This is a genomic window from Spirosoma foliorum, assembly GCF_014117325.1.
Lineage (GTDB): Bacteria > Bacteroidota > Bacteroidia > Cytophagales > Spirosomataceae > Spirosoma > Spirosoma foliorum.
Genome location: NZ_CP059732.1, coordinates 3,876,580 through 3,899,256, shown reverse-complemented (window position 1 = coordinate 3,899,256; position 22,677 = coordinate 3,876,580). Strand labels below are relative to the sequence as shown.

At 47.4% G+C, this 22,677-nt stretch carries 28 protein-coding genes; 19 read left to right on the top strand and 9 right to left on the bottom strand.

The window, feature by feature from the left end; genetic code table 11:
* Positions 1–3: 3 nt before the first annotated feature.
* Positions 4–330: an SH3 beta-barrel fold-containing protein gene (locus H3H32_RS16590; protein ID WP_182463756.1), complete on the bottom strand. Its 327-nt coding sequence runs from the start codon at positions 328–330 to the stop codon at positions 4–6.
* 321 nt (positions 331–651) lie between these two features.
* Here H3H32_RS16590 and H3H32_RS16585 point away from each other — a divergent pair, with 321 nt between their 5' ends.
* From H3H32_RS16585 to H3H32_RS37170, 18 genes are all read left to right on the top strand, one after another.
* The gene (locus H3H32_RS16585; protein ID WP_182463755.1) at positions 652–2,085 is read left to right on the top strand and encodes a site-specific DNA-methyltransferase; all 1,434 of its coding nucleotides are present in this window, start codon (positions 652–654) and stop codon (positions 2,083–2,085) included.
* Positions 2,012–2,386 carry an S-adenosylmethionine decarboxylase family protein gene (locus H3H32_RS16580; protein WP_182463754.1) on the top strand — a complete coding sequence of 125 codons (375 nt, stop codon included), beginning with the start codon at positions 2,012–2,014 and terminating at the stop codon, positions 2,384–2,386. Before H3H32_RS16585 ends, H3H32_RS16580 begins: the two co-directional genes overlap by 74 nt.
* 45 nt (positions 2,387–2,431) lie before the next feature.
* Positions 2,432–2,854 (top strand): DUF5681 domain-containing protein, encoded by a 423-nt coding sequence (locus tag H3H32_RS16575; protein ID WP_182463753.1) that lies wholly within the window; start codon positions 2,432–2,434, stop codon positions 2,852–2,854.
* Positions 2,847–4,490 carry a terminase large subunit domain-containing protein gene (locus tag H3H32_RS16570; RefSeq protein WP_182463752.1) on the top strand — a complete coding sequence of 548 codons (1,644 nt, stop codon included), beginning with the start codon at positions 2,847–2,849 and terminating at the stop codon, positions 4,488–4,490. Before H3H32_RS16575 ends, H3H32_RS16570 begins: the two co-directional genes overlap by 8 nt.
* Positions 4,491–4,610: 120 nt before the next feature.
* Positions 4,611–5,231: a hypothetical protein gene (locus H3H32_RS16565; protein ID WP_182463751.1), complete on the top strand. Its 621-nt coding sequence runs from the start codon at positions 4,611–4,613 to the stop codon at positions 5,229–5,231.
* Complete coding sequence (locus H3H32_RS16560; protein WP_182463750.1) at positions 5,228–5,443, top strand: hypothetical protein; 216 nt, start codon at positions 5,228–5,230, stop codon at positions 5,441–5,443. The genes H3H32_RS16565 and H3H32_RS16560 overlap by 4 nt, the downstream gene beginning before the upstream one ends.
* A complete protein-coding gene (locus H3H32_RS16555) occupies positions 5,444–7,282 on the top strand; it encodes a hypothetical protein (RefSeq protein ID WP_182463749.1) in 1,839 nt (612 codons plus the stop codon).
* A 16-nt stretch (positions 7,283–7,298) separates the two neighbouring features.
* On the top strand, positions 7,299–7,733 hold the full coding sequence (locus H3H32_RS16550) for a hypothetical protein (protein WP_182463748.1): 435 nt from the start codon (positions 7,299–7,301) through the stop codon (positions 7,731–7,733).
* A 60-nt stretch (positions 7,734–7,793) separates the two neighbouring features.
* Positions 7,794–8,714 carry a hypothetical protein gene (locus H3H32_RS16545; RefSeq protein ID WP_182463747.1) on the top strand — a complete coding sequence of 307 codons (921 nt, stop codon included), beginning with the start codon at positions 7,794–7,796 and terminating at the stop codon, positions 8,712–8,714.
* A gap of 109 nt (positions 8,715–8,823) precedes the next feature.
* Entirely contained in the window at positions 8,824–9,888 is a 1,065-nt protein-coding gene (locus H3H32_RS16540; RefSeq protein WP_182463746.1) for a hypothetical protein, read from the top strand.
* A 78-nt stretch (positions 9,889–9,966) separates the two neighbouring features.
* Entirely contained in the window at positions 9,967–10,305 is a 339-nt protein-coding gene (locus H3H32_RS16535; protein ID WP_182463745.1) for a hypothetical protein, read from the top strand.
* Positions 10,306–10,382: 77 nt separating this feature from the next.
* Entirely contained in the window at positions 10,383–10,616 is a 234-nt protein-coding gene (locus tag H3H32_RS16530) for a hypothetical protein (RefSeq protein WP_182463744.1), read from the top strand.
* Between the two features lie 5 nt (positions 10,617–10,621).
* On the top strand, positions 10,622–11,905 hold the full coding sequence (locus tag H3H32_RS16525; protein ID WP_182463743.1) for a hypothetical protein: 1,284 nt from the start codon (positions 10,622–10,624) through the stop codon (positions 11,903–11,905).
* A 2-nt stretch (positions 11,906–11,907) separates the two neighbouring features.
* On the top strand, positions 11,908–12,357 hold the full coding sequence (locus H3H32_RS16520; protein ID WP_182463742.1) for a hypothetical protein: 450 nt from the start codon (positions 11,908–11,910) through the stop codon (positions 12,355–12,357).
* Positions 12,354–12,899 (top strand): hypothetical protein, encoded by a 546-nt coding sequence (locus tag H3H32_RS16515; protein ID WP_182463741.1) that lies wholly within the window; start codon positions 12,354–12,356, stop codon positions 12,897–12,899. The genes H3H32_RS16520 and H3H32_RS16515 overlap by 4 nt, the downstream gene beginning before the upstream one ends.
* Positions 12,900–13,158: 259 nt before the next feature.
* Positions 13,159–13,941: a hypothetical protein gene (locus H3H32_RS16510; RefSeq protein WP_182463740.1), complete on the top strand. Its 783-nt coding sequence runs from the start codon at positions 13,159–13,161 to the stop codon at positions 13,939–13,941.
* Positions 13,925–14,725: a hypothetical protein gene (locus tag H3H32_RS16505; RefSeq protein ID WP_182463739.1), complete on the top strand. Its 801-nt coding sequence runs from the start codon at positions 13,925–13,927 to the stop codon at positions 14,723–14,725. The genes H3H32_RS16510 and H3H32_RS16505 overlap by 17 nt, the downstream gene beginning before the upstream one ends.
* A 34-nt stretch (positions 14,726–14,759) precedes the next feature.
* Complete coding sequence (locus H3H32_RS37170; RefSeq protein ID WP_220472650.1) at positions 14,760–14,963, top strand: hypothetical protein; 204 nt, start codon at positions 14,760–14,762, stop codon at positions 14,961–14,963.
* Between the two features lie 560 nt (positions 14,964–15,523).
* Here the strand turns inward: H3H32_RS37170 and H3H32_RS16495 are convergent.
* On the bottom strand, positions 15,524–16,690 hold the full coding sequence (locus H3H32_RS16495; protein WP_182463737.1) for a helix-turn-helix domain-containing protein: 1,167 nt from the start codon (positions 16,688–16,690) through the stop codon (positions 15,524–15,526).
* A gap of 201 nt (positions 16,691–16,891) precedes the next feature.
* On the opposite strand from H3H32_RS16495, the gene H3H32_RS16490 reads away from it, so the two are divergent.
* Positions 16,892–18,285 (top strand): IS3 family transposase gene (locus tag H3H32_RS16490; RefSeq protein WP_374191803.1). Its coding sequence is split into 2 segments (ribosomal slippage): positions 16,892–17,279 and positions 17,279–18,285, totalling 1,395 coding nucleotides; the frame shifts between segments, so codons are not numbered across the junction.
* 216 nt (positions 18,286–18,501) lie between these two features.
* On the opposite strand, the gene H3H32_RS16485 is transcribed toward H3H32_RS16490, so the two are convergent.
* The 7 genes from H3H32_RS16485 to H3H32_RS16455 form a co-directional block, all read right to left on the bottom strand.
* Positions 18,502–19,173 (bottom strand): helix-turn-helix domain-containing protein, encoded by a 672-nt coding sequence (locus tag H3H32_RS16485; protein ID WP_182463736.1) that lies wholly within the window; start codon positions 19,171–19,173, stop codon positions 18,502–18,504.
* Between the two features lie 141 nt (positions 19,174–19,314).
* A complete protein-coding gene (locus H3H32_RS16480; RefSeq protein ID WP_182463735.1) occupies positions 19,315–19,497 on the bottom strand; it encodes a hypothetical protein in 183 nt (60 codons plus the stop codon).
* Between the two features lie 135 nt (positions 19,498–19,632).
* Positions 19,633–19,929, bottom strand: a complete 297-nt coding sequence (locus H3H32_RS16475) for a hypothetical protein (protein WP_182463734.1) — start codon at positions 19,927–19,929, stop codon at positions 19,633–19,635.
* A complete protein-coding gene (locus H3H32_RS16470; RefSeq protein ID WP_182463733.1) occupies positions 19,922–20,317 on the bottom strand; it encodes a hypothetical protein in 396 nt (131 codons plus the stop codon). Before H3H32_RS16470 ends, H3H32_RS16475 begins: the two co-directional genes overlap by 8 nt.
* Before the next feature lie 215 nt (positions 20,318–20,532).
* On the bottom strand, positions 20,533–20,739 hold the full coding sequence (locus H3H32_RS16465; RefSeq protein ID WP_182463732.1) for a helix-turn-helix domain-containing protein: 207 nt from the start codon (positions 20,737–20,739) through the stop codon (positions 20,533–20,535).
* Positions 20,740–20,857: 118 nt separating this feature from the next.
* Positions 20,858–22,033, bottom strand: a complete 1,176-nt coding sequence (locus H3H32_RS16460; RefSeq protein ID WP_182463731.1) for a RelA/SpoT domain-containing protein — start codon at positions 22,031–22,033, stop codon at positions 20,858–20,860.
* A gap of 125 nt (positions 22,034–22,158) precedes the next feature.
* A complete protein-coding gene (locus H3H32_RS16455) occupies positions 22,159–22,461 on the bottom strand; it encodes a hypothetical protein (protein ID WP_182463730.1) in 303 nt (100 codons plus the stop codon).
* Positions 22,462–22,677 lie beyond the last annotated feature (216 nt).

Genomic DNA, 22,677 nt, shown 5'->3' with positions numbered 1-22,677 from the left:
GGGTTAGGCTTTGCAAACCGGTCCGCCGGTGCGGTCAAGGATCAACCGGTCAGCCCGGAATGATCGCCAGCCATCGGCCAGCGTATCGTAGTACGGAATGGCCAGTACCGATTTGGCCGGTTTGGGTGCGGTGGTCGTGGCCGGTGCGGCTCCGTAATAGCCGACGGCAAATCGTTCCTCCCCTTTTTCTTTCAGATAGAAAAAGCTCACTGGCTTGATCAGCATTTCGGCTTTCAGGCGGATAGTCACCCATGCCCGTTTTTGAGCTTCCCCAAACGAAAGCCCCGTTTTTCTCAGCGCATGCGCCAGAATCATTGCTTGCTTTCTCATTGCGCAGAAGAGGTTAACATGGCCAATTCCGTTTCGAACTGCTCAATCATCCCTGCGCAGTAATCAATCTGTACAGCTGTCTCGTGTGAGGGCTCCACCTCATTCTTTTTGCTGAGTAGCGTGTGCATGTCACGCCAGCCCTCCAGCTGACGTTTTAGGAGCTCGGCCGGGGTAACGGGAGCCGGGGTTTGTGTTGAATTTTCCATTTATGTTATCTTTTAGATTTATTGTAAAATAAGGCATTGTAAGGCTAAAAAACAACAAAAAGAACAAAAAAATAAAATGTAAATTGTTGTATATATTTGTCGAAACCCTCTTATTATGAAGTCAGAAAAGATTTCCAGCATCAAACCGGATCAGCGTAATGCCAATAAAGGCACCGTTGAGGGGACGAAGCTGTTAAACAAGTCACTTAAGGAACTCGGTGCCGGCCGCTCAATCCTCGCCGATGAGGCTGGCAATGTCATCGCCGGCAATAAGACCCTCCAGGCGGCAATCGATTCAGGCATGGAGGACGTCATCGTCGTCGAAACCGATGGAACCAAGCTCGTCGTTGTCAAACGGACCGACCTGACCATTGACTCTCCGGAGGGGCGAAAGTTGGCGCTACTCGATAACAAAGTCAGCCAGGTAAATCTGGATTTTGATGTAGAGGTCATTGAATCGCTGGCGGTAGACTTCGACATCGATCTGGACGACATCGGCTTTGGTAAAAAAGGCGCGGGTATTCAACAAAACGAGGGTGGCCTCACCAAACGTTTTATTGTTCCGCCCTTCAGTATTCTCGATACCCGTCAGGGCTACTGGAAAGAGCGAAAGGAACACTGGCGTACACGCATCGGTGATTACGGTGAAAGTCGAAACGCTACGCTTCGAAAGTCAAAATCTGCGGATGATCCGAGCTACTATCGCCAAAAGACCGCCGTCGAGCAAAAATTAGGGAGAATGCTCGATAATGCAGAATTTGAAGCCAATCATTATGTCCGATCGACAAACCTACCCGTCGGCGTATCACTGCTCGATCCGGTTTTAGCGGAGGTGGTTGTTCAATGGTTCGGAATTGATGGTGGCCAGGCCTTTGACCCCTTCGCGGGTGATTCGGTGTTCGGCTTTGTCTGTTCAGCTTCGGGCATAAGCTTTACCGGCATTGAACTGCGGGCTGAGCAGGCCGATCTGAATCAGGCCCGAGTGGATACTGAAAGCCTGCCAGCCAAATACATCTGCGCTGACGGCCGACAGGTGGCCACGTATCTGGAGCCCGAAAGTCAGGATCTGCTGTTTTCTTGTCCGCCTTATTTTGACCTGGAAGTTTACAGTGATCTGGAGAATGATGCCAGCAATCAGAAGACCTACGCGCAGTTTTACCAGATCCTCGACGAGGCCTTTCTGCATTCAGTGGCCTGTTTGAAACAAAACCGGTTCGCGGTCATCGTCGTCGGCGACATCCGTCATAAATCGACCGGCGCTTACTACGGCTTTCACCTGGATATTATCAACACCATGCGCTCGTTCGGTTTACACTTCTATAACGAATGCATTCTGATCGAGCAGGCCGGTAATGCCGCTATCCGGGCCAGTGGCCAGATGAAACACCGGAAAGTGGTTAAGACCCACCAACAGGTTCTTGTTTTTTATAAAGGCGATCCTCGTCAAATTAAAACCCATTTTCCCGAAATCGTTTATGAGCCCGAAGATTTGGAATCATTCGGTATGGATACCGATCACCAATCCGAAGACGCTGAAGGAGGAATTTGACCGAATCCTCACCCTGGCGACCTTCAACGTCCTGCATTTTACAGAACATCACTTTGAGCCTGAGGGCTGGACTGCGCTTTGGCTACTTGGCGAGTCCCATTTGGCCATTCATACTTTTCCGGAGCACTGCACCTCGTACGTCGAACTCTCCAGCTGTATGATGGATAAGTATGTCGTTTTTTTAGAATGGCTTGAAAAGCTTCCTGAAAATCTGGAGAAAGGTCCAATGGTGAATTTAAATCTTCCTCTAGATTACCGGGAAAGACTAAGGCTACTGCAGGGAGATTGGAAACCCAAATGACAATAAGATTACCGCCTGAGAACAGGCGAATAACAGGCGCAGGCTATGCCAATTCCGAATCAAGAGCTGAATCAATTTAAGCCAGGTCAATCTGGTAATCCGGGTGGTCGGCCAAAAGGCCCGATTACTCAGTTTTTGCGCGAACTGGGGGATAGTGATGAATTGGAAATTACGCTCGTTAAAACCAAAAATGGGGAACGGGGAGATCCGGTAAAGTCTACTCTTTCGACCAATGGTGAGCAGACCATCAATCAATTTATTGCAGCCAGACTTCTGCAAATGGCAATGGGTGGCGATATCAAAGCCATCAAAGAAGTGCTGAACCGCACAGAGGGCCGGGTTCCTCAGCCTATCAAACTGGGTGGCGATGCTAATAATCCGCTGGGCGTTATGCTGATGCTACCTGAAAACGGCCGATTAGACCCACCACCTTCTAACATTCCGCCGGCACAAGAACCCAATGAGTAATTATCAGGTCGCACCGTCGGACGGTCGAAAAGTCATTCAGCCCCAGCCCGGTTTTCAATATCAGTTCATGGCCTCCAGAGCTGATATTACGATTGCCGGTGCGGCCGCTGGTGTAGGCAAAACCTACGCCATGCTGATTGATCCGCTTCGGTACTGCGCTAAACTACCTGATTTTGAATCCGTCTTTTTCCGGAGAACTTACCCCGAAATTACCAACCCTGGGGCCATTCTACCGACCTCCAACACCATCTACCCGCTTTGTGGTGGTCGGTTGTCGGACATGGACTGGACGTTTTACAACGGCTCTAAAGTTGTATTTCGACACCTCCAGCACGAGAAAGATATTCATGCCTGGCAGGGCTCGCAGATTCCGGCCATTTATTTTGACGAGCTCACCCACTTTACCCGTACTCAATTCTTCTACATGCTTTCCCGAAATCGTAACCCACATGCCAATGGGTTACGCTCGTTTATGAAAGCTACGTGTAATCCCGATCCGGATAGTTTTGTCGCTGAACTAATCGAGTGGTGGATTGACCAGGTAGAAAATCTGGCGGACAGTTCGCCCAATCCGAATTATGGCTACCCCATTCAGGAGCGTATAGGTGTCCTTCGTTACCTGGCCGTCGATAAGGACGAAATGATCTGGGGAGATACCGCCGAGGAGGTTATTGAAAAAGCCCCCCACCTGTTCGAAGGTGAAAACGCCGGCGTTCGGCCTAAGTCCATCACGTTCATACCTGGTAAGATTTACGATAATAAAATCTTACTTCAGAATGATCCAGGCTACCTGGCGGCTTTGATGTCTTTACCCGAGGCTGAGCAAAACAAGCTCTTAAAGGGGAACTGGAAGGTTCGTTTTGATGGAGCCGCCCTCTATAATCCGGCCTCGGTTTCGTCCATCTTTGGCAACTACCTGATTTCACCCCTGGGCAGCGCGCCCCCTGCGCGCTACATCACGGCCGATATCGCCAAATTCGGCCGGGACTGGACGGTAATCTATGCCTGGATAGGCTGGGAAATTGTCGGCTGTGTGGTGTTAAAGGTGAATGACTCAGTCGAGGCTGTTGCGGCCATTGAGTTTTTACGGTCAAAGTTTGGCATTCAGGAACACAACGTGCTCGTCGATCAGAACGGGGTCGGCGGTGACGTGCTGGGGTTGAAGCCCCGCTACGTTGGTTTTTTAAATAATGGCAAGCCGCTCGATGATCCCCAAATCCGGGAAAAAGAAAACTATGAAAACCTCAAAACCCAGGTCTATTATCGAAATGCAAACCGGATCAATGGGGGAGCTATGCGGGTTAGTCTGAATGCTGATAACACATGGATTTATGAAAGTGTAGAAACGGGCATGTTTGTTTCCGGCGTGGCTACCTACAACCACAACCGCCATAACACGACTAAAACCAAGCTAAAGGGTAAAGTCGTCGACATTCGTGATCTGATTGTGGCGGACCTGCGAGCCATCCGCAAAATAGCGGTTGACCCAACAAAGCGCCTTCGCATTAACAATAAGGATGAACAGAAGATCCTTCTGGGGGGCCGTTCCCCTGACTTTGGCGACGCAATCGCTATGCGCGAATTCTTCGAACTGAATCGTAAACGGCCCGACTTCAAAGGGGCCGACTATTCCTAGAATATCAATAATTTTAAGTAAGCCTTATTAACAATTGTTTTTTATTATATTTTTGCCCTATAACACATGCCCCACTACGGACGGTGCGGCAACTGACTCTCAGTTTATCTCCAAACCGTCATGAAATTTCTCTCCTGCAATGCCATCACTGGCACGGCTGCTCAGATTACGGCGTCTAACTGCATGACCCTGCTCGGGCAGGCCAAACGCATCGGTTATTTCGAGTTACCCCAAACGGCCGCCATTGGCGACGCCACCTCAACCTTAGCGCAGGGTACCTACACAGCCCTGCAGGCCGCATCGGATATCAGTAAAATGATTCTGCCCAAGCCCAAAATCTACGGCCCTGAGCTAACCGGTACTGAACCTGTCACGGTGGGGAGCAATGACAACACCACGCCCGACGGCATCACCATTATGCGTGGTCAGACTGTGCCGACTTTTACGGGTAAGTATACCGGTCTCAATCCAACCCAATACGGCCAGTTTGAGGACCTGTTTGCCCGCGGCAATCAAAACGCTGACTTTGATACCCTCGGCGGTATCTTCTTTTTGGGCGATCGGCAGGTCATCATGACCGATGACTTTAAACCCATTCCGTTTCACTCGATCTTCATCGGTGACCCAACGGGTATGCAGCTGCACGATTTGACGCAGTTCATGTTCCGCTTCGAGATGGAAAAAGGCTGGTACCGCTCTTGCAAAGTGTTTGATCTCAACTTCAACCATAAGCTGTTGTGAAAAAACTGCGTATGACCCAGCCAGCTGAAGGCCCACACCTGGCTATTGTTCGAGAGTTTGAGGATGCCCATGCTGAGGCCATCCTGGAGGCCCAAAAGCTACCCGGCGCTACTGTTTGCTGGGAGGCCGTGACCAACAAAACGGCCACAACTGAGGGGTATTCGTTAGTGCCTACCCTTTCCCAACCCACAGAGGATACCCCCGCCGAGTAGATGCTTACGCCCAACGATCCAATAGTTAAAAAGGCCGATTCGAAGCTGCTCCGTCAGGCCCTGCTCGACGATCAGCGCCACCGGTTACACGCCGAAGCTGCCCCCGACGCGGCTTCGGCGTCGCCCTATTGGAAGAAATGGGTAGCCGAGTACCTCGAACCGACTATTCCGTCGATTTCGACGCTTGATCAGTTAAAGCGCGATATCGTATGGCCACTGGTGAGCAATGAGCTCGTCGATGATATTTCTGATTCGGCTGCCGCTGTGCACGGGGCTCAGGATCGTTACATCGCCATCGAGCTATCCGATGAAAAGTTGCAGATGGATGCCGAGCAGTACATCGAGCGAATTGACATAAACGGCTTTGTAACCCGCAAATGTCACAATGCGTTGTTTAACGCGCCGAACTCGCTGATTGTCATTGATCTGCCTGCCGAGCAGAAAACGGATTTTCCTGAGCCGTACCCGTATCTATTGCGAACCGATAAAATCCAGAAAGCTGAAGCCGCTAGTGGCCCCAACAAAGAAGGATTGATGAAGTTCGCCTATTTCGATACGGATACGCGGAACCAACGAGCACTCTTCGACGAGTCCGATTTTGCGATTTTCCAGAAAGTTGATGGGTCAGCTGAATGGAAGGAGATTCTGCGCGAACCCCACAACCTGGGCTTTTGTCCTGCCTTCAAAGTGTGGGCTGACGTCGACGATACCAACCCACTGGCCTCCAATACGCTGATTCGCCCCAGTCTGGGCCTGTTGGATCGGTATATTTTCGGCGATGGCGCCATGCACAGCAATGACCTCAAAGCGGCCTTTGCCAACTTCTGGCATATGGAAGAAGAGGCCAGAAGTTGCGACTATCAGACGGAAGAGGGATACCGTTGCCAGAATGGCTATGTTGAATATCCTAGCTTGGATGGGCGTGGAGAGATTCGGGCTGATGTAGAGCCTATTCGCCGTAAGTGTCCACGGTGTAAGAAAAAACGGCCACCGGGTGGACCGGGCGGTCGCATCCCGATTCCAGTGCCCAAAGACAAGGAAGACGCTGATCTGCGTCCACCGGCTGGCTGGATCGATGCGCCACTGCTGAGTCTGGAGTACATTCAGAAAAAAGTCGCGGCCCTGCGCGCTCAGATTCGGCGGACGGCGACCGGTAGCGAAGCTGGTCCACAGAATGACCAGGCGCTCAATGAATCGCAGATCTTATCGATTCTCGAAGCCGCCCGGCAGGTAGGCGAATATCTGGCTGAATACTTTGAGATCACCCACAAGCGCATCTTGGACGGTGTATTGCGGCTACGATACGGCGCTGCCTACATCGGTTGTACCGTGAATTACGGCCGGCGCTTTGCAGCCCTGTCGGGTGATCTGCTGATGAAGCTCTACGAGATGGCGCAAGGCATCGGCTCTCCCTGGCTACTGGAAGAAATCGACGGTATGCTCCAGGACTATTATGCCCGGTCTGACTCATCCCGCGCACTCCGTTTTAAGCTGATCAATAAGCTCAATCCGTACCCATTCATGTCACCCGAACAGCTGAGTACGATTGGCATCGATCTACTAGACCCAAAAGGCTACGCGTTGAGCGTCGGCCTTATGGGTTTTATCAACCGTTTCGAGCGGGACGAATCCATTCCCATCGAGCGCTTTGGTATTCAAACGCCTTTTTCAAATCGTGTTTCCCAAATTTTAGATTCCTTAAAAAGCTATGTCGACGAAATCGAACCAGCAAAGCCCCCCACCAGCGATCCCGCCAGTGGGGGAAACCCAAACCCAAGGTCAGGCAAGTCAGGACAGCCAAACCCCGCCAACCGAAAACCAGCAGGAGCCGGCAAGTGAACCGCCTTCTGAGCCAATGGTGCCCCTTAGCCAGGTGACCTCTATTGTGGAGGAGCATGTAGCGAGAGCCCTGGCTAAACGTGACGAGGAAGCGGCTGAACTGGCCAAAACCAAGGCTTTGGAGGTGAGTGCTCTGGCAACTCAAGCTGTTGCCCCGCCTGCCAACAGCAACTTCCCCTTCGGCAATCAGGACGATGACGAAGAGTTTGATTTGTCAAAGTTGCTGCCTGGTAGCACTGAGTTTCCAGCTGATAAAGTGACCATCGTTATTCAAACCTACTTCAGTAAGCCTTCGGGTAAAGAATTAGAGGATGAAGATGAGCGTCGAGTTCAATTTATCGATCCTCAGGATTTTGCGGCCAATACTAAACCCGATAAAGAAACAGGGATTTCCACCTACGATTTAATGGGGCTTCGGTTTACGGTCATCAATAAGCCTGTTGGCAAATAGTCAACTTTTTAACGAGTAATCATCAGTCAATTTTAACTAGTCTACGGACGGACACAACCAATGCCAATCACAGTCGACGAAATCAATGCGCTCACCGATGAGCAGATTACCCCCGAAATCGAAGCAGCTCTGTTTCCGAAAATCGAAGCCCGCGCCACCGCTTATTTGACCGGAAAAGGTCATATCGTCAAGCCCAAAACGGAATATGATACGGAATTTGCCAACGAACTCGAGAAGAAAAAGAAAGAGTTTGCAGACAGCGAAGCCCCCCGGTTTTACGGTGCGATGGACAAAATGCTGGAGGCCGTAGGCTACAAAAAGCCCGACGGTATGTCAACAGCTTCTTACGTGGAAAAGCTCTCGAATGAGGGCAAATTGCCATTTACGGCGGCTCAGTTAGAGAAACTGGAAAAGATGCTCAAAGGGGAGGGCGGTTCATCGACGGCTGAAGAATTGATTCGCCAGGCAAAAAAAGACCTGGATGATTACAAGGATACCGTCAAGAAGGAGAAGGAGGGCGATTTTGCCAAACAGGTAAAGCGTGTTGTTGATTCTTCGCTCAAAGCGGCACCGGTGCCCGTGAATCCAAATCTGAAAACAGACGCTGAAAAAGCCTCAGCTAAGAAAGCAGATATTGAAACGATCACGGCCACGTTCAACACCGTTTATGAAGCTGCTGAAGACAAGGATGGTGTGTTGTTTTTCAAAAAGAAGGGTACGGACACCCCTCTGATGAATGCGACCACTGGCGAGCCAATGACTCCGCTCGAGATCATTCAGAAAAATCACTCCATTTTCCTTGCTCCTCAGAACCATCAGCAGAAAGGTGGTGGCACCGGTGGCGGTGGTGGTGCTGGCGGTGGTGGTGCCAAATCATTGGCAGACATTTTCACGGCTGCCAGTGAAGCGGGACACAAGACCAACTCACCCGCCTGGAAAACCTTCGTCAACGACGAAAAACAAAAGGCAGGCCTGGTATAGGTCTGTTGATTTAAAACGGTCAGGCCTCCCGGAACGGTTCCGGCTGACCCCGACACTACGGACGGTGCGGTTCAACGAGGTTTAGTTACCCTCAAAACCCGAATACAGTATGTCACTTACTGCATTAACCCTGCCCGAAATGATCCTGGGCGTGGACACCGGCGAATTCGGGGCCTACGAAAAGCGCATGTCGCATTACGGAGCCCTGAACGCGTTTGTGAATAATACGACCAAATTATTTGGTGCCGATGCGCTGGCCAAAATTCGTAAACAGCCATTTACCCGCACGATTAAAATTCCGCTGCTCAACAAGTACTCGGCTACAGTGCTAACCGTGCGCAGCTGTACGATTTCCCCACCGAGCATTTCGCCAACGCTCAAAAGTCTGACCCGCATTCACATGGCGGTGGATATGGGCGTAGTGCCCGATGATTTCGAGGATAATTATACGACCCCTCAGCAGGCTCTGCGCCATCAGTACATCATGGCCCGGAAAGAAATCCTGCGCCAATTGGATACGGTTGCGGCCGCTACGTTGGATACCAACAAGGACACCGTGATCAACTCGTGGGATGCCAATCATCCACTGTATACGCGTTCGGCCGGTGGCTCTTATCAGTTACCAGCAAGCAAGCCCGAAGATTTCTATATCAACATGACGACGATCATGGACGAAATGGATGTCAGCGGACCTTACTTCGATATCGCATCGACGATCGCTAAAGCCGATAAACTGCGCCTGCAGTATCCCGGTGGTGGTTCGGCACTCGATACCCGTTCTCTGATGGGCGAAGCCGGAATTCAGGAGTTCGAGACCTCGAACCGGATTGCCCGTGGTACCAACCGCACTGTTCACTACGTCGGTCCAATGGGTTCGATTGGCGTGGTTAACATCATCGACAAAGCGTACCGGAATGCGCCGGAAATTGGCTCAGCGGCCGATATCGCACAATGGGAAAAAGCAGGCAATATGTCCGATATCAACCTATGGGGCCGGATGTCCGATGACCTGTTTGAAGGTTGGGAATGGGGTGTATTACAGCGGGTTGACTGCGTCGACGAAAAGATTGCGTATTCGACCAAATTATCGGCCGATTTCTGCTTCGCCACCGACTTTACGTCTGATAATACGACGCCGATCAAGCGCTTTGAAATGGTTCAATCGCCTATTTAGTCAATTTTAGGGAGGGTCGAAAGGCCTTCCCTACCTGCTTTTTAGGTTAATATTCACTTCTTATTTATTTCAAACTTTATGAAGTTCTTACTTGGAATCATAGCTGCCATTGTTGTCGTTGCATTCGTGGCGGCCGACACGGTGCCTTATGTTACATACCCAACGACGAATCGAATTGTCTATTCGACAAACGCTATCGAATTACAGGATTCGACGACCAAATACGTGGCCACCATTGAAAAAGGCACCGTTCGGGTGCTCACCCGTGGTACTGGGGTTGGCGCAACAGCTGCCTTTATCGATCCGCATGGCCAGGCCGTGCTCTGGAAAGGCACCGTGGCCAGTATTCGAATTGTGGGGATCGCTAATAGCGACTCCCTGAAGGTCCTGTCGCTCAAGTCAACGCCGTTTAAGTAGGTCTGGGTTTACTGTTTAGGTTGGTTTGTTTAAAACCCTCTCTATTGTTGGAGGGGGTTTTTTTATCAGAAAAAACGATGGGTGTACTAGAAAAAACTAAGACTACCGACAAGGAGTCTGCTGATCAGATCAAAGGCGCAAAGCAAATTCTGTTTGGCGCTAAACAACAGGGCCTCAAATACGGACGGGAACGCTTTTTTGAGTTTGGCGAACTGGCGGTTATTGAGTTTGATGTTCCAATCAATAAACGGCTGATTCGGCTCCAGTATCGTTACGATCCGCTGAATGACTCACTAATCCCAATTGCTTAGCCATTATGCTCGATACCAAAGAATTATCTAAATCGTTGGCCGGTGTGGTTGGTCTGTACGCTGGGTTTCTCTCCAATCCAGATCTGCCGGCGGCTGTTCACGCCAATCCGGAAGTCTATCTGTCCGATGCGCACAAGCTGCTTCGCCCTGAAATACTGTCCGCACTTGGCCCAAACCTGGCTAAGTACGATTTTGCTGCCTACAGCCAGGAAAAACCGTATAATCTGTATGATCTGGTTTGGGTAACTCAGGAGGGAGGAGCAGGAAAATTGTACGAAAGCCTGGCTTCCAATAATTCCGGCCATGACGTGACAGATGCCGATTATTGGCAGGAAACCAGCCTACTATCGGCCTGGTACAGCCGGATCGAACGGGGAGCCATTAATAAACTGGCTCGTGCGCTTGCCCAGAATCCACCAGCACCCGCTCTGTTGCAGCTGCAGCCGCTCTACAACAAAGAAGCCAATTTGCAGGGTGCTATTAACAAAGCCGGGCGTTTTGTCGGGCATCGGTTGCGGATCAAGGGCAGAAATACGGCCTTTCTTATCGGCCGGTTAGGCCTCCAGCTGACCGGTGGCGGAACCCTGACCAATATGCCCATTTACCTGTTTCACTCGGAACAGGCTGAGCCAATCGGCGTCTTCTATTTATCGGGCACGGTTACGGGGCGCAGCCTGTGGGTCGATGTTAATCAATACCTGTACTGGCGCAGAGGAGGCTACTATACGATCGGTTACTTTGAAACAGATTTGCCGATGGGTGTGTCGGCCGTTGGGGCCCAGCGTGGTTTTTCGGTCGGAACCTGTTCCTCCTGCTTAGGCGTCGATTTTGTGTACGCGCAAAACCGGGTGCCGTTCGTGCATATTCAGCCCATATATGTCATGGGCAATCTGACTTCGGGCGTTCAGTCATGGGTCGACGAATCCGAAGTTTCGCTTCAGACCTGGGGAATCAACCTGACGATTGAAGCCCGGTGCGACGTGACGCAAACCCTGCTTATCAACCGGGATATGCTCACCAATGCACTGTTGCATGTAATTGCCTGTGATGTACTGGAGGAAATAAGTACATCCGATCGGATCAATGGGACAGCCGCGCAGTTCAAAAGCCAGGCGTACGTGGCGCTCTATGGGCAATCCAATAGTAAAACGGATTTTGGCTTGAGTACAGCCAAAAACAAGTTGATTACCGATCTGAAAGCGGTTATGGCTAAGCAATCGCCTACCTGTATGCCCAGCGAAGCCCCCAGAAAAGGGATTCGATTTGCATCGATGTTTGACGATGAATAACGATGGCCAGACGGAAAATAGACCTGCGTACCTGCTTTATTACGCCACTGCTCAAAATTACACCGGAGTTATTGCACCGGATCATGGGCGAAGTCATCGAAGCGAACGCGGCCTTTATCGAAAACCTGAACCGGGCGCAACTCTTTGACGGCAAACGGCCCGATGGCTCCGATATCACGCCCGAGTATACCGAAACAACGGAGTTTATAAAAAAAGAGAAGGGGCAGCGCTACGATCGGGTGACTATTCACGATACGGGTGCCACCTACGAATCGATTTTTACCGAAGTGTTTGCCGATCGCTTTGAGCTGGAGGCCGATGATCCCAAAGTGCCGGAACTAGTTGCCAAGTACGGCGATCTATTCGGACTGACAGAAGAATCGAAAACCAAGCTCATCATCTTTATCAAACCTCAGTTTATTGCCAAACTAAAAGCAGCCATTGGATTATGAGCGAAGCCTTAAACATTCCAACCGAAATAGAAGAAAATGAAGCTGGCCTAAATGGGATCGTGACGATCATTCAGTCTGAGTTGATGGGGTTGGAATGGTTGCAAAAAAACGCATTGGGTCGCCTGAAGCCCCAGTTGGTAGCTGGTAAGCTGGAGCCTTGGATTCAGCGTTCGGCTGACAGTGCCGAATACTACCCGGCGTATCCCAACGATACGGTCGATTCGTTTTCGTGTCTGTATTTCCATGATGATGAGGAGTGTTTTAATGAAATATATGTCAAACGAACGCTGTCAATTATTGTATGGGCTAATCTGCAGGCCATCAAATTATCGAAAGAGGAGTTAAAAAGGGACGTAAGAGGCCTGCTTCGGGAGTTGGACTGTGTTATGGAGCTTGGTCGATCAGTTGATCAGACCGTTACCGGTGCCCAGTCTATTTATCCCGGTTTTGACGTGTCTGGACTCGAGGAGCGTTACAACACCTATCCGTATACCGCATTTCGCCTGGAATGCATTGTTTATTTCGCCGACCTATGCTACTAAACCTTATTTTGACCGCCCTCGTCGGCGCAGCTGGAGTAATCCTATGCGAAAAATGGAAGATCGACGATTACTTTAATACACACGGATTTTGGTGTAAATATTGGCCCGCTGAGCCGTGCTTGCTTTGCCGGGGTTTCTGGATTGGCTGTGTTGTTTTTGCCATTCTGAACCTAATACCGTATAGTGTTTATGTATTTGTTCCTTTTGCCGCTATTCCCATTCAGGTCTGTCTGTCTAGCATTTTATCTAATAAAATCTAATGCAAATACTAACTCTGCCATCGGCCACTATCACTGTTCACGACTCCCCGCGCACTCTTCCCGAGTCACGCAGGGTGGAGTGTGATTACTATTCTCTGATCGAGAGTTCTGTGGGATCAACTCAGGACGACATCGATCGTCATTTTGAAGTAATGGCCGGCCTGGTGGGGTGTGACGATCCCAATGCCCAGCTGACGGCCATTAATAATACCCGTTTTTTATTCGCCAACCTGCTGGGCAAACAGTACTCGGCCCGATCGTTGGCATTTTGCTGTTTAGTTGAAAAAATCGACGACAAGCCCTGGGAAGATTATTCTCCGGAAGGCATCGAGGAGCTGGCCAGAGTCTTATCGGCCAAAGGTTTGACCGACGAACTGCTGCTGCAGACATGGGGGCCCGTAAAAAAAAAACTTTATAGTGAGCTGACCCAGTTCGACCCCGAGCGCTTTCCTGATATGGAAGAGCCCAATTTTATACTCCAGCAAAAAGCGTTGTTGATTGAACTCGATAGCCTGATAGACCCCGATGATCCCGCCCTTGCCTATCAGATTGATGCGCTGAATCAGGAAATTCAGGAAAGTATAAAACCGGCCCAGCTAACCGGCCCCAATAATCAGCTGGAGATAATCCGGGAGTCCTACGTAAGCAATAAAATTGCCATGCAGATGGAAGGACTACCGGTTGACGATAAAACGTCGACCATTGCCTTTTGGCAGTATGTAAAAGCACTGGAAGCTAAGTATAAACGCAATACTCCTACGAATCATGAACTTGTGGAATAGATACGGATTTGTTGTTTTCAATCACAGCGGCCCAGAGCCAGCAGATTTGTTCGACTTGCCGGACGGTAACGTGTTTGGCCCGTCAGCCGCCAGCGTCTTGCTAGTACCGGGCGAAACATATTCGACTTACTTGGCGATCAACGATATTTCGATCAATAGCAACGTAGTTGATTTGGTTTATGACAAAACCCATACCGTTGCTTTAGCTGCAGTCGGCACGTTGACCGACATCGAAACTTCACCAACGACTAAAAACTTTACGCTTTCATTTGGCTTACCTGGTAACTCAACGCTCATCGATGGCTATTATCGACTTCGTATTAGCTTGATCGCTGGCGGCCCAATTTACTCGAATCGATTATGGCTCAATAAATCGAGTTATCAGGCCATTTCAACCCTATTTTCATACCGAAACACCCGGCCAATAGGCCCCATTGCCTATGATCTGGCATCAATGGATGATTTTCGGAACGTATTACGGCTGAAGTGTTACGCAGATCTACCCAAGACGGACACGAGCGTTGAAGAGTATGAGCGCATTACAACGGGCGTAAAAGTTATGGTCGAAGCGCACGCCCATCAATATGTTGCTTTTCATACTCCCAATACCGACCCGATCGGCAGGGAAGGTTGGCGAACACTGCTGCTGCACAAAGAATTATTGATCAATGGATTCCCCTATTCACTCAAAACGGGCTATTCCGAAGGTGAGGGAAATAGTATGCTGGCGACGGGTAGTTTTGAGGTTTGGGAGTCCGCTTATTCAATAGTAAATAGGTGCTGATTCTTTTTTAATATATTCGGCGCAAAAACGCGCCATGAGATTCACTCCAAAAGACAGTAATGAAGGATTCCGCTGGATACTAAGGGCAGTTGTGATTGCTTTTGTCTTGGTTATAGTTTATCAACTAGGTACTAAAAAACAAATTGACGGGCCAATGACAACCGCTGATCTTTTCGGGCCTGATGGATCTAGCTATATTGTTGAGGAGGCTATCAAAAAAAAAGATGCACGACCCTGATAGTTACGAACACGTTGAAACGACTCATTCCGTAAAAGGTCAGGAGATTTATGTAACAACATCCTTTCGTGGTAAAAATAAGTTTGGTGCAAAAGCTCTGAGTAAAGCCGAAGCAGTCCTGGATAAATCAGACGGCCATGTTATCACTTTGAATTTCATTGAATAATTCACACCATGAAAAAACTTTCCTGTTACTTGGTCCTCTTTTCCCTTTTAGGCTGCGAATCTCTAGGCCTTACTAAAAAACAATGCTATTCGTGTACGATTACAACTTTGTATTATAGTACCAAGGCACCTTCGCAGACTATTACAACTAAAGAAGATGTGTGTGGCGAAGATGAGTATAAACGCGAATATGAAAAACAAGGAATAGGTACTCCAGTTGTGACTGGAGGAATAACAGTGAATTCATCGACTTCTGTCAGTTGCGTTAAAAAGTAGCCTGGGTAGTTTTCCAGGCTTTTTTATTAGTTTTGTTTTCCCCACTACGGACGGTGCGGCCTGTATTTCTGCCCAATACACCCCGTCCATGAATGCTGGCACAACAAACAAACTTTCGCCTAATTATTAGCCCAATGCTTATTATTTACTACTCTATCAATAGTCGAAAGAGATACCCCATACTGCCTTGCTAGTTCGGCCCTACTAAAAGACTTAGCATACTTACCACGTATATCAATAACAGTATCTTTGGTTAGCTTCGAGTGTGGATTCCTTTCGCCACAGAGCTTGCCTTTCGGCCTAACTAAATCAATAATTGCCCTTTTTCTTGCTAAAAACAGACTAGCAGACGTGTAAAGGTAGTCTCCAAGTAGACGGCAGTTAATTGAACCGCATATGTAACAGCGCAGAATGCCCTCACTTACACAATGCTTTCTTGTTGTGACTTTTATGCTAAGAGATTCAGCTATTAGAGTTGAGGTACTATTGATGAATGAGTCAGAACCAAGCATACCAATGGTAGGTTGTTTGGTAGTCTTCCCTATTGTTACCCATCCATCACCGTCAAAATATCCCCGAAGAAAATGGTGAACCAGAATCTTTGGCACTGCCGTTGGAAATGTCAGTACCAAAGATTTTTTTCTCACGCAGCCTATTTCACTTAGTCGAGCGCACATTTTTTTGCTTGATACAACAAGTGTACATACATTTTGATTTGATGGACTACAGTGCAATGGCCCCTCATATTGTAAGACTTCTTTGAAGGCTTCCAGAATGTGTCTGTCTCTCAATTGGAGACCAATAGCGAAGAACCTATTGCTATTATAGCCATCAGCATATAAGAGACCTAGGAAATAAGCCTTTGCTTCTGTGTTTATCTCATCAAAAAAGCTTTCATCTACGTAATATTTCCTCTGCTGCTCAGAGTGCGTCCTTTTGCTCAATCCAACCCTAAGGAGCGCACCGGAAATATACCTCCTATTGCAACCAAACTTGGCTGCAATAGATAGGATTGTGTCTCCTGATTTATATAAATCTGCTATTTCGCCCTCCCTACCAAATGTCTTATCCGAAAGTGGTGCTCTAGTTATTACACCTTGTTCAAGTAAAAGATTTTTTATGGCACTTTCGGATATATCAAAATTTCTGGAAAGGGCTTTAATACTCACTTGATTATTGTATTCGGAAACGATTATGTCTGTTTCTTCTTGAGTGAAAATTCTCTTTACTGGCATTGGTTTGGAGCTTTTTCTTAAAGTTATTCGGAAAGCTATCTGTATTCTCATGGCACGAGCGGCATAGTGTTCGCCCGTTATTAGTATCCCAAAGAGGTAAACATTGCCTTGCCTCTGCGATAGATTTTATTTGATTTTCTTTGACAAGAACACCTATGCCTATTACTGTACGTCGTCAAATGAAAGTGGACAAAAGGGGTGAAAATGAGAAGAGACAATTCAGTAAATTGTTTCACTCAAACCTCCTTAATTATGTCCAATTCGGCTAAAACCTCCAAAGCCAAGCGCACAGCCTCGCAATCTCCCACCTCTGCCGAGCGCAAGCCTGCTTTATCCATCATCAAAGACATTCAGCGACAAACCCGACGCCAATACACCGCTGAAGAAAAGATTCGCATTGTGCTAGAAGGCTTGCAAGGCGAACAGTCAGTAGCTGAGATCTGTCGGCGGGAAGGGCTCAACACCAACATTTATTACCGCTGGAGTAAAGAGTTTCTCGAAGCGGGTAAGAAACGACTGGCGGGTGATACAACTCGAGAAGCCACCGCTCCCGAAGTGCAGTCCATCAAGTCCGAAAATGAGGCTCTTAAACAGCTGGTAGCCGAACTGAGCTTAGAGAATCGGGTATTAAAAAAAAAGCCTTAAGGCCGACGATTAACCCCGATCATCACATGACTCAGTCCGAGAAAATGGAGATTATAAGCTTAGTCGAACAGTCACCCATCAGTGTAAAGGCCACGTTACAGGAACTGGGGATCAACCGAGCTACTTTTTACAGCTGGTATAAGCGTTATTTAAGCGCTGGCTTTGATGGCTTGGCCGATCAACCTTGCCGTCGTACAAGCATCTGGAATCAACTACCAATCGGCGAAAAAAATCGGATTGTTGAGCTAGCTTTAGATCGACCTGACCTTTCCAGTCGCGAACTGGCTTGCTATATCGTTGATAATGAGCAGTGGTTTGTCTCCGAATCCACCGTTTACCGGGTTCTCAAAAGTCGGGGGCTAATCACTACCCCTGCTTATCGGTTGATGGAAGCGGCTGACCACTTCTATAATCCGACCACGGCTCCCAATCAACTCTGGCAGACTGACTTCACCTATTTCAAGATCAAGCACTGGGGTTGGTATTATCTGTCGACGGTATTGGATGATTATTCTCGGTACATCTTAGCTTGGGAATTATGTCCGGGCATGCAAGCGACAGATGTAGAGCGAACCGTGCAAGCTGCTCTGAAAGCGAGTAGTCTGAAAAGTGGTCAGCGGCCTCGTATGCTCTCCGACAATGGTTCGGCTTATGTATCTCGCTATCTAAAGGATTATCTGAAAGGAGAAAGCATCGATCATATTCGTAGCGCTCCCTTTCATCCGATGACCCAAGGAAAGATCGAGCGGTATCATCGATCCATGAAAAACGTGCTGTTATTAGAACACTACTATAGTCCGGATGAGTTGAGAGAACGCCTAACGGAGTGGGTAGACTATTATAATCATCAACGCTACCATGAATCACTGGACAACGTACGGCCAGCCGATGCGTACTGGGGTCGTCAAGAGCAGATCTTGGCTAGTCGGCAAAAAACGAAGCAGCTAAGTTTGTCCCAACGCCGGAAAAATCATATTTTTCAGCGAGCCCAAAGTGGCTAAAACCATCTCTTCTCTTTTCACCCGCGTCTGTCCACTTTCATTTGACGACATACACTATTACGTGATCTGCCTCGATGATCGGCTTCCTACCATTTCTTTTTCCGCAATGCTGACATTGGAAGTGATCACGAATAAAGACCGCCCGTTTCCAAGATTCGTATTCTGGTAACTTACGAATTAGTTTAATGAGGGCGGTAATAGACCCACCCTCAATTACTACAGTGTCCATGAAGAATTTAGGCTTGGAGGTGAGGGTTGATCTAATGCCGCCAAAAGCAATTCTAAATGCCAAATCTGATGCTGGCAAACATTAAGTTGCGGGGAAGATGCGCCCTGAGTTATAAGCCAATTTTGTAATTCCCTCCATTCTGAAAGTTGGCGACTTACCATCATTAAAGTATCTTCAGGTAGCGAAGTAACCTCAGTAGGGGCTTGGGGCGGGGTGTCAGAAGGAGATACCCGTTTCGATTCAAACACTTCTGCGTAGCTAACTCCTAAGGCATCCAATATTGCCTCTCGGGTGGGCTTCTTTAGTGTGTGAGTCCGAAAGTAATCCCCTATGGTAGATTTTTTTTTACCTAGTTTATCCGCTAACCAACTGGCAGCGATTTTTTTGCGCCTTAAGTACGCCTTTAGGTGAGAACCTTCGTCAGTTAGAGGGCCACCCACTGGTTTGAAAAATTCTTCCCAACTAATCCCTAAAACAGCCAGTAGGGCCTTTCGATTTCTTAAGGATAAGGTCTTCATGTGTGTATAACGGTTGATATTGGCCGTTGTCATGTTCATTTGCTGCGCCAATTCGGCTTGGCTAATCTGATGGTATAGCAAGTAGTCCCGTAACTGATGACCTTCATGGAAAAGGGTCTGGCTAGTTTGAGATTCGTTCATGAGCTTATTATCTTAAGGACAAGAGAGAGCGTGACAGGCACCTGCTTCTCTCTTTAAGGTACTATAGTTTAACTTATCTATTGTTATAGAGTTGCCAATCGGATGGGTGTATTTATGCCTACCCGATTGGCCCAATTGATATTAGTTCCCTATCACGTTTAGTTCCGCCTTTAGTCGCTCAATCTGAGTCTGACAATACTTAATCTGATCGGCAGGGGCTTGCCTGTCCTCAAACTCGGCTAGTAGATTTTGCCAGTCTGAGAGCTGGCGATTTAATAAGGCAAGGGTGGAAATATAAGCGGGTTGTTGTTTTGATGATTCCATGATTATTGGAGGTTTTAAGCTCCAACCGTTTCCGGTTATTTACCCGATAAATAGCCCACTGAACGCTACAGACGGCCAGTAGAAACCACAATGCGGCTACCGCAAAAGGTCGGAGCGACTGATGATTCATTGTGGTTACTGTTCTTCCGGGAAAATCAATTCAGCGCTAATCAGAGAATAGATGCGCTCTAAGTGTCCGTCTCGCTCGGCGGCATCTATAAGTGACTCCCTTTCGTTTCTCGGTAATGTGTATACGTTAACTCCCCAAATCTGGTAGAGTCGCTTGTAGAGGTAGGCGTACGTCTGGGTTGACTGGGCTTTGTGATACTCGCAGTATTCCTTTACTTTTCGATCGACTATCTGACGCAGATGGCTAGGGTTTGCCAAAACCAAACCTCGTTCGTTAATGGCAATGACGATTAGATTATTCATTGCCCTGCTCGCTTTCAGCTATTTTGATGTAATCCGTATAAATGTCAAAGCACTCGAAGGCCCCTTTTAGCTTGGTCAAAAAGACAACGAGACTCATCATGTCACGCAATACAAGTCTCTGCTCAGAAAGGTTGATGTAAGGCTGAGTTATATACCCGTTAAACATCTCGCCAATGGAAGGAATAATACTGCCTGAATCCAGAAGATCATGAATCAATTCAAGTAGGCCGAACAAATATTCCTTGCTACCGCTACTCTTCATTACCTCCAACAGAAAGGAGTCTCGCCAGTCATCCGGCGTAGGGGAAGTTGGGACCGCATTTTGGGCCGGTGGTGTAGGCGGGATTGCATTATTCCCCCCACCCACGTAGTTTTGCTCCGTGTTCATTTGAAACTTACCGTTTTAGTGTGACACATCGCCCCTTCGCTCGTTCCGCCAAGTCTGTAGCGTTGGGGTTTTGCTTTGATTATTGTCTATCAACTCATTACATACTGTCCAGCGGGCAACCTCCTCGGTACTATATCGCCTTTTCTGCCTCTCATTGACTATACAAATATAGTAAAAGCTAAGATATATACAAGTTTTTGGAACAAAAAAAAGACCTATTTAAATACAGTTGAAAAAGTCACTCCTATAGCCTCTGCGATTTTATGGAGAGTTTCTATAGTTAAATTTTGCTTTCCAGATTCATACTGAGTTACGGTCGAATCAGAGACACCCAGTTTATCACCTAACTCCTTTTGAGTCATACCTTTTGACTTTCTTGCTTCTTTTATTTGGGTGCCTACTTTCTCTTTAATGTCTGACATGATGAGTAGTTTATAATTCTGTAAAAATAACGACCTATGGTTGTATTGGACAAGTGGTTACGTATAGGCGGTTATTTAATAAGGCGAGTAAATTCATGGACTGGTAGAATTGTCAAGTTCACTCCGCTGGAAGATTATCCTCACTGGTGTTACCTTTCTTAGGAGATTTGACTTTGGGGCGGGATAAGGTTTCCACTTTTGCTGAACTTCTATTTAAAGGTGTGCCACTATAAATTTGGGTATTAGCCTTTATGGCCTCAGTAATAGAGTTAAACCCAGCTAAAGAGTCTGTCATAGACCGCATTGCCTCTAAAGTGCCAGCAGAAATACCGGGAATTTTTCCAAGTTCAGCAAGCTTACCAAGAGTCGAGTTATTGGGAAGTCCCGGAAACCCTTTTATCCCTTCTAATCCTTTCGCTAATTCAGAGATTTTGGGGTAATAACCCGGCAGAGTAACGTATTTAATTACTTCCTTTATTTCATTTTTGTCTTCCTGAGTAATTTCTGGTTTGTCCAAAATGGCTTGCAACCTTTCTATTTCCTGCTGATTAGACAAAATCTTTTCTTTATTAGCGGTAATTTCTGCTCGAAGCAAATTAATGAAAGTCCCCATCTCATCTGACATTCCGGCCAGACGATTCAGTATAGACGAAAATTCTTTATATAAAAGATTGTCTAATTCATAAGGATACCTTACACTGTGATCAATTTCGCTCCATCCTTCTTCAAAGATTGTCCTAACTTGAATTTCAGTGAAGAACTCTATTTTAGCAGGCTTGGTGATAGTTATATAGTGAATGGATCGGTAGCCACGTTTATGTACTTCAACTGAAAGGCCCTGATCTGTAAATGCTTGTCGATATACCTCATTGTCGCCTTCTCTTATGTAGGCTTTGGCCGTTTCTTTAAGATTCCAGGTTTGGTCGATAACATCATGAATAGGCTTCCAATCTTCTTTAAAGAGGTGTATTGCCCTTAAACCAACTAAATCAGTAATCTCAGTTGTATAATTCTTTATATCAATTATCCGATCAGGTTTCTCTATGCGTTTACGGATAATTTTTTCAATTAAATGTTCTTCATCCTTTATCCTATACCTAACTGAATGTACTTTCTTTATTTTCATGAGTCGGTTTGACATAGTCTGACCGATACTTTCCAAATCTGGTTTTATATCTAAATAATGTAAGAAAAGAGTTTCCAAATCGTTCCAGAGAAGACCTGTAGCATTAAACTCATCCTCATTGACACGATATTTCCCTAAAAATTCCTTCTGGTTCAATAGAGTTTGCATATCTGGCGGAACTTACGAAAATTTGGTATTTAACTTTATGCATGTGATTCAGCTAGCAAAGAGATTGCTAATAGCCGTTCAATATAGAAAATCTCTCTCTGAACTTACCGCCAATTTATTAATCGTCACACTTCCCCCAACCCCTCCGGCAATCCAAACCCTCCCCACTCGCTTTCCCGCGCCACGAACACCTCGTACACGATTCGCTTCTTACCGGGCCGGTCAGGGTCGGGTTCCTGTAGGATATGCGGAAAGTGAGCGACTACATACGTAGGCCAGGTGGCCGGATCGTCGGCATCGTCCCCTATTAGTAAAGGCTGGCCATAGCTGTAGTGGGGCGGGTTCTCCACTACAATATCAGCCTGGAGCAAGCTATAAGTCTGACGACTGGGGCCGTCGTAGAGTTGGATGCGAAGGAGTTGAGGCACGGAAGGTAGAATATAAGATTCAATTTAGCCATTTTTCAAATCCATTACTGTCTATTTACCGGACATTTTATTCGTCTATGCTTGTTCTAGTTAAGTTATAGATTTAATTCTACAATTCTTCTGTCTAAACTAAAGCCTAAATATTACGGGAGATCTCCCTTTAAAAAAGGGTGATTTTCCCGTATGATATATTTGATTTAAGACACTATTTGCACC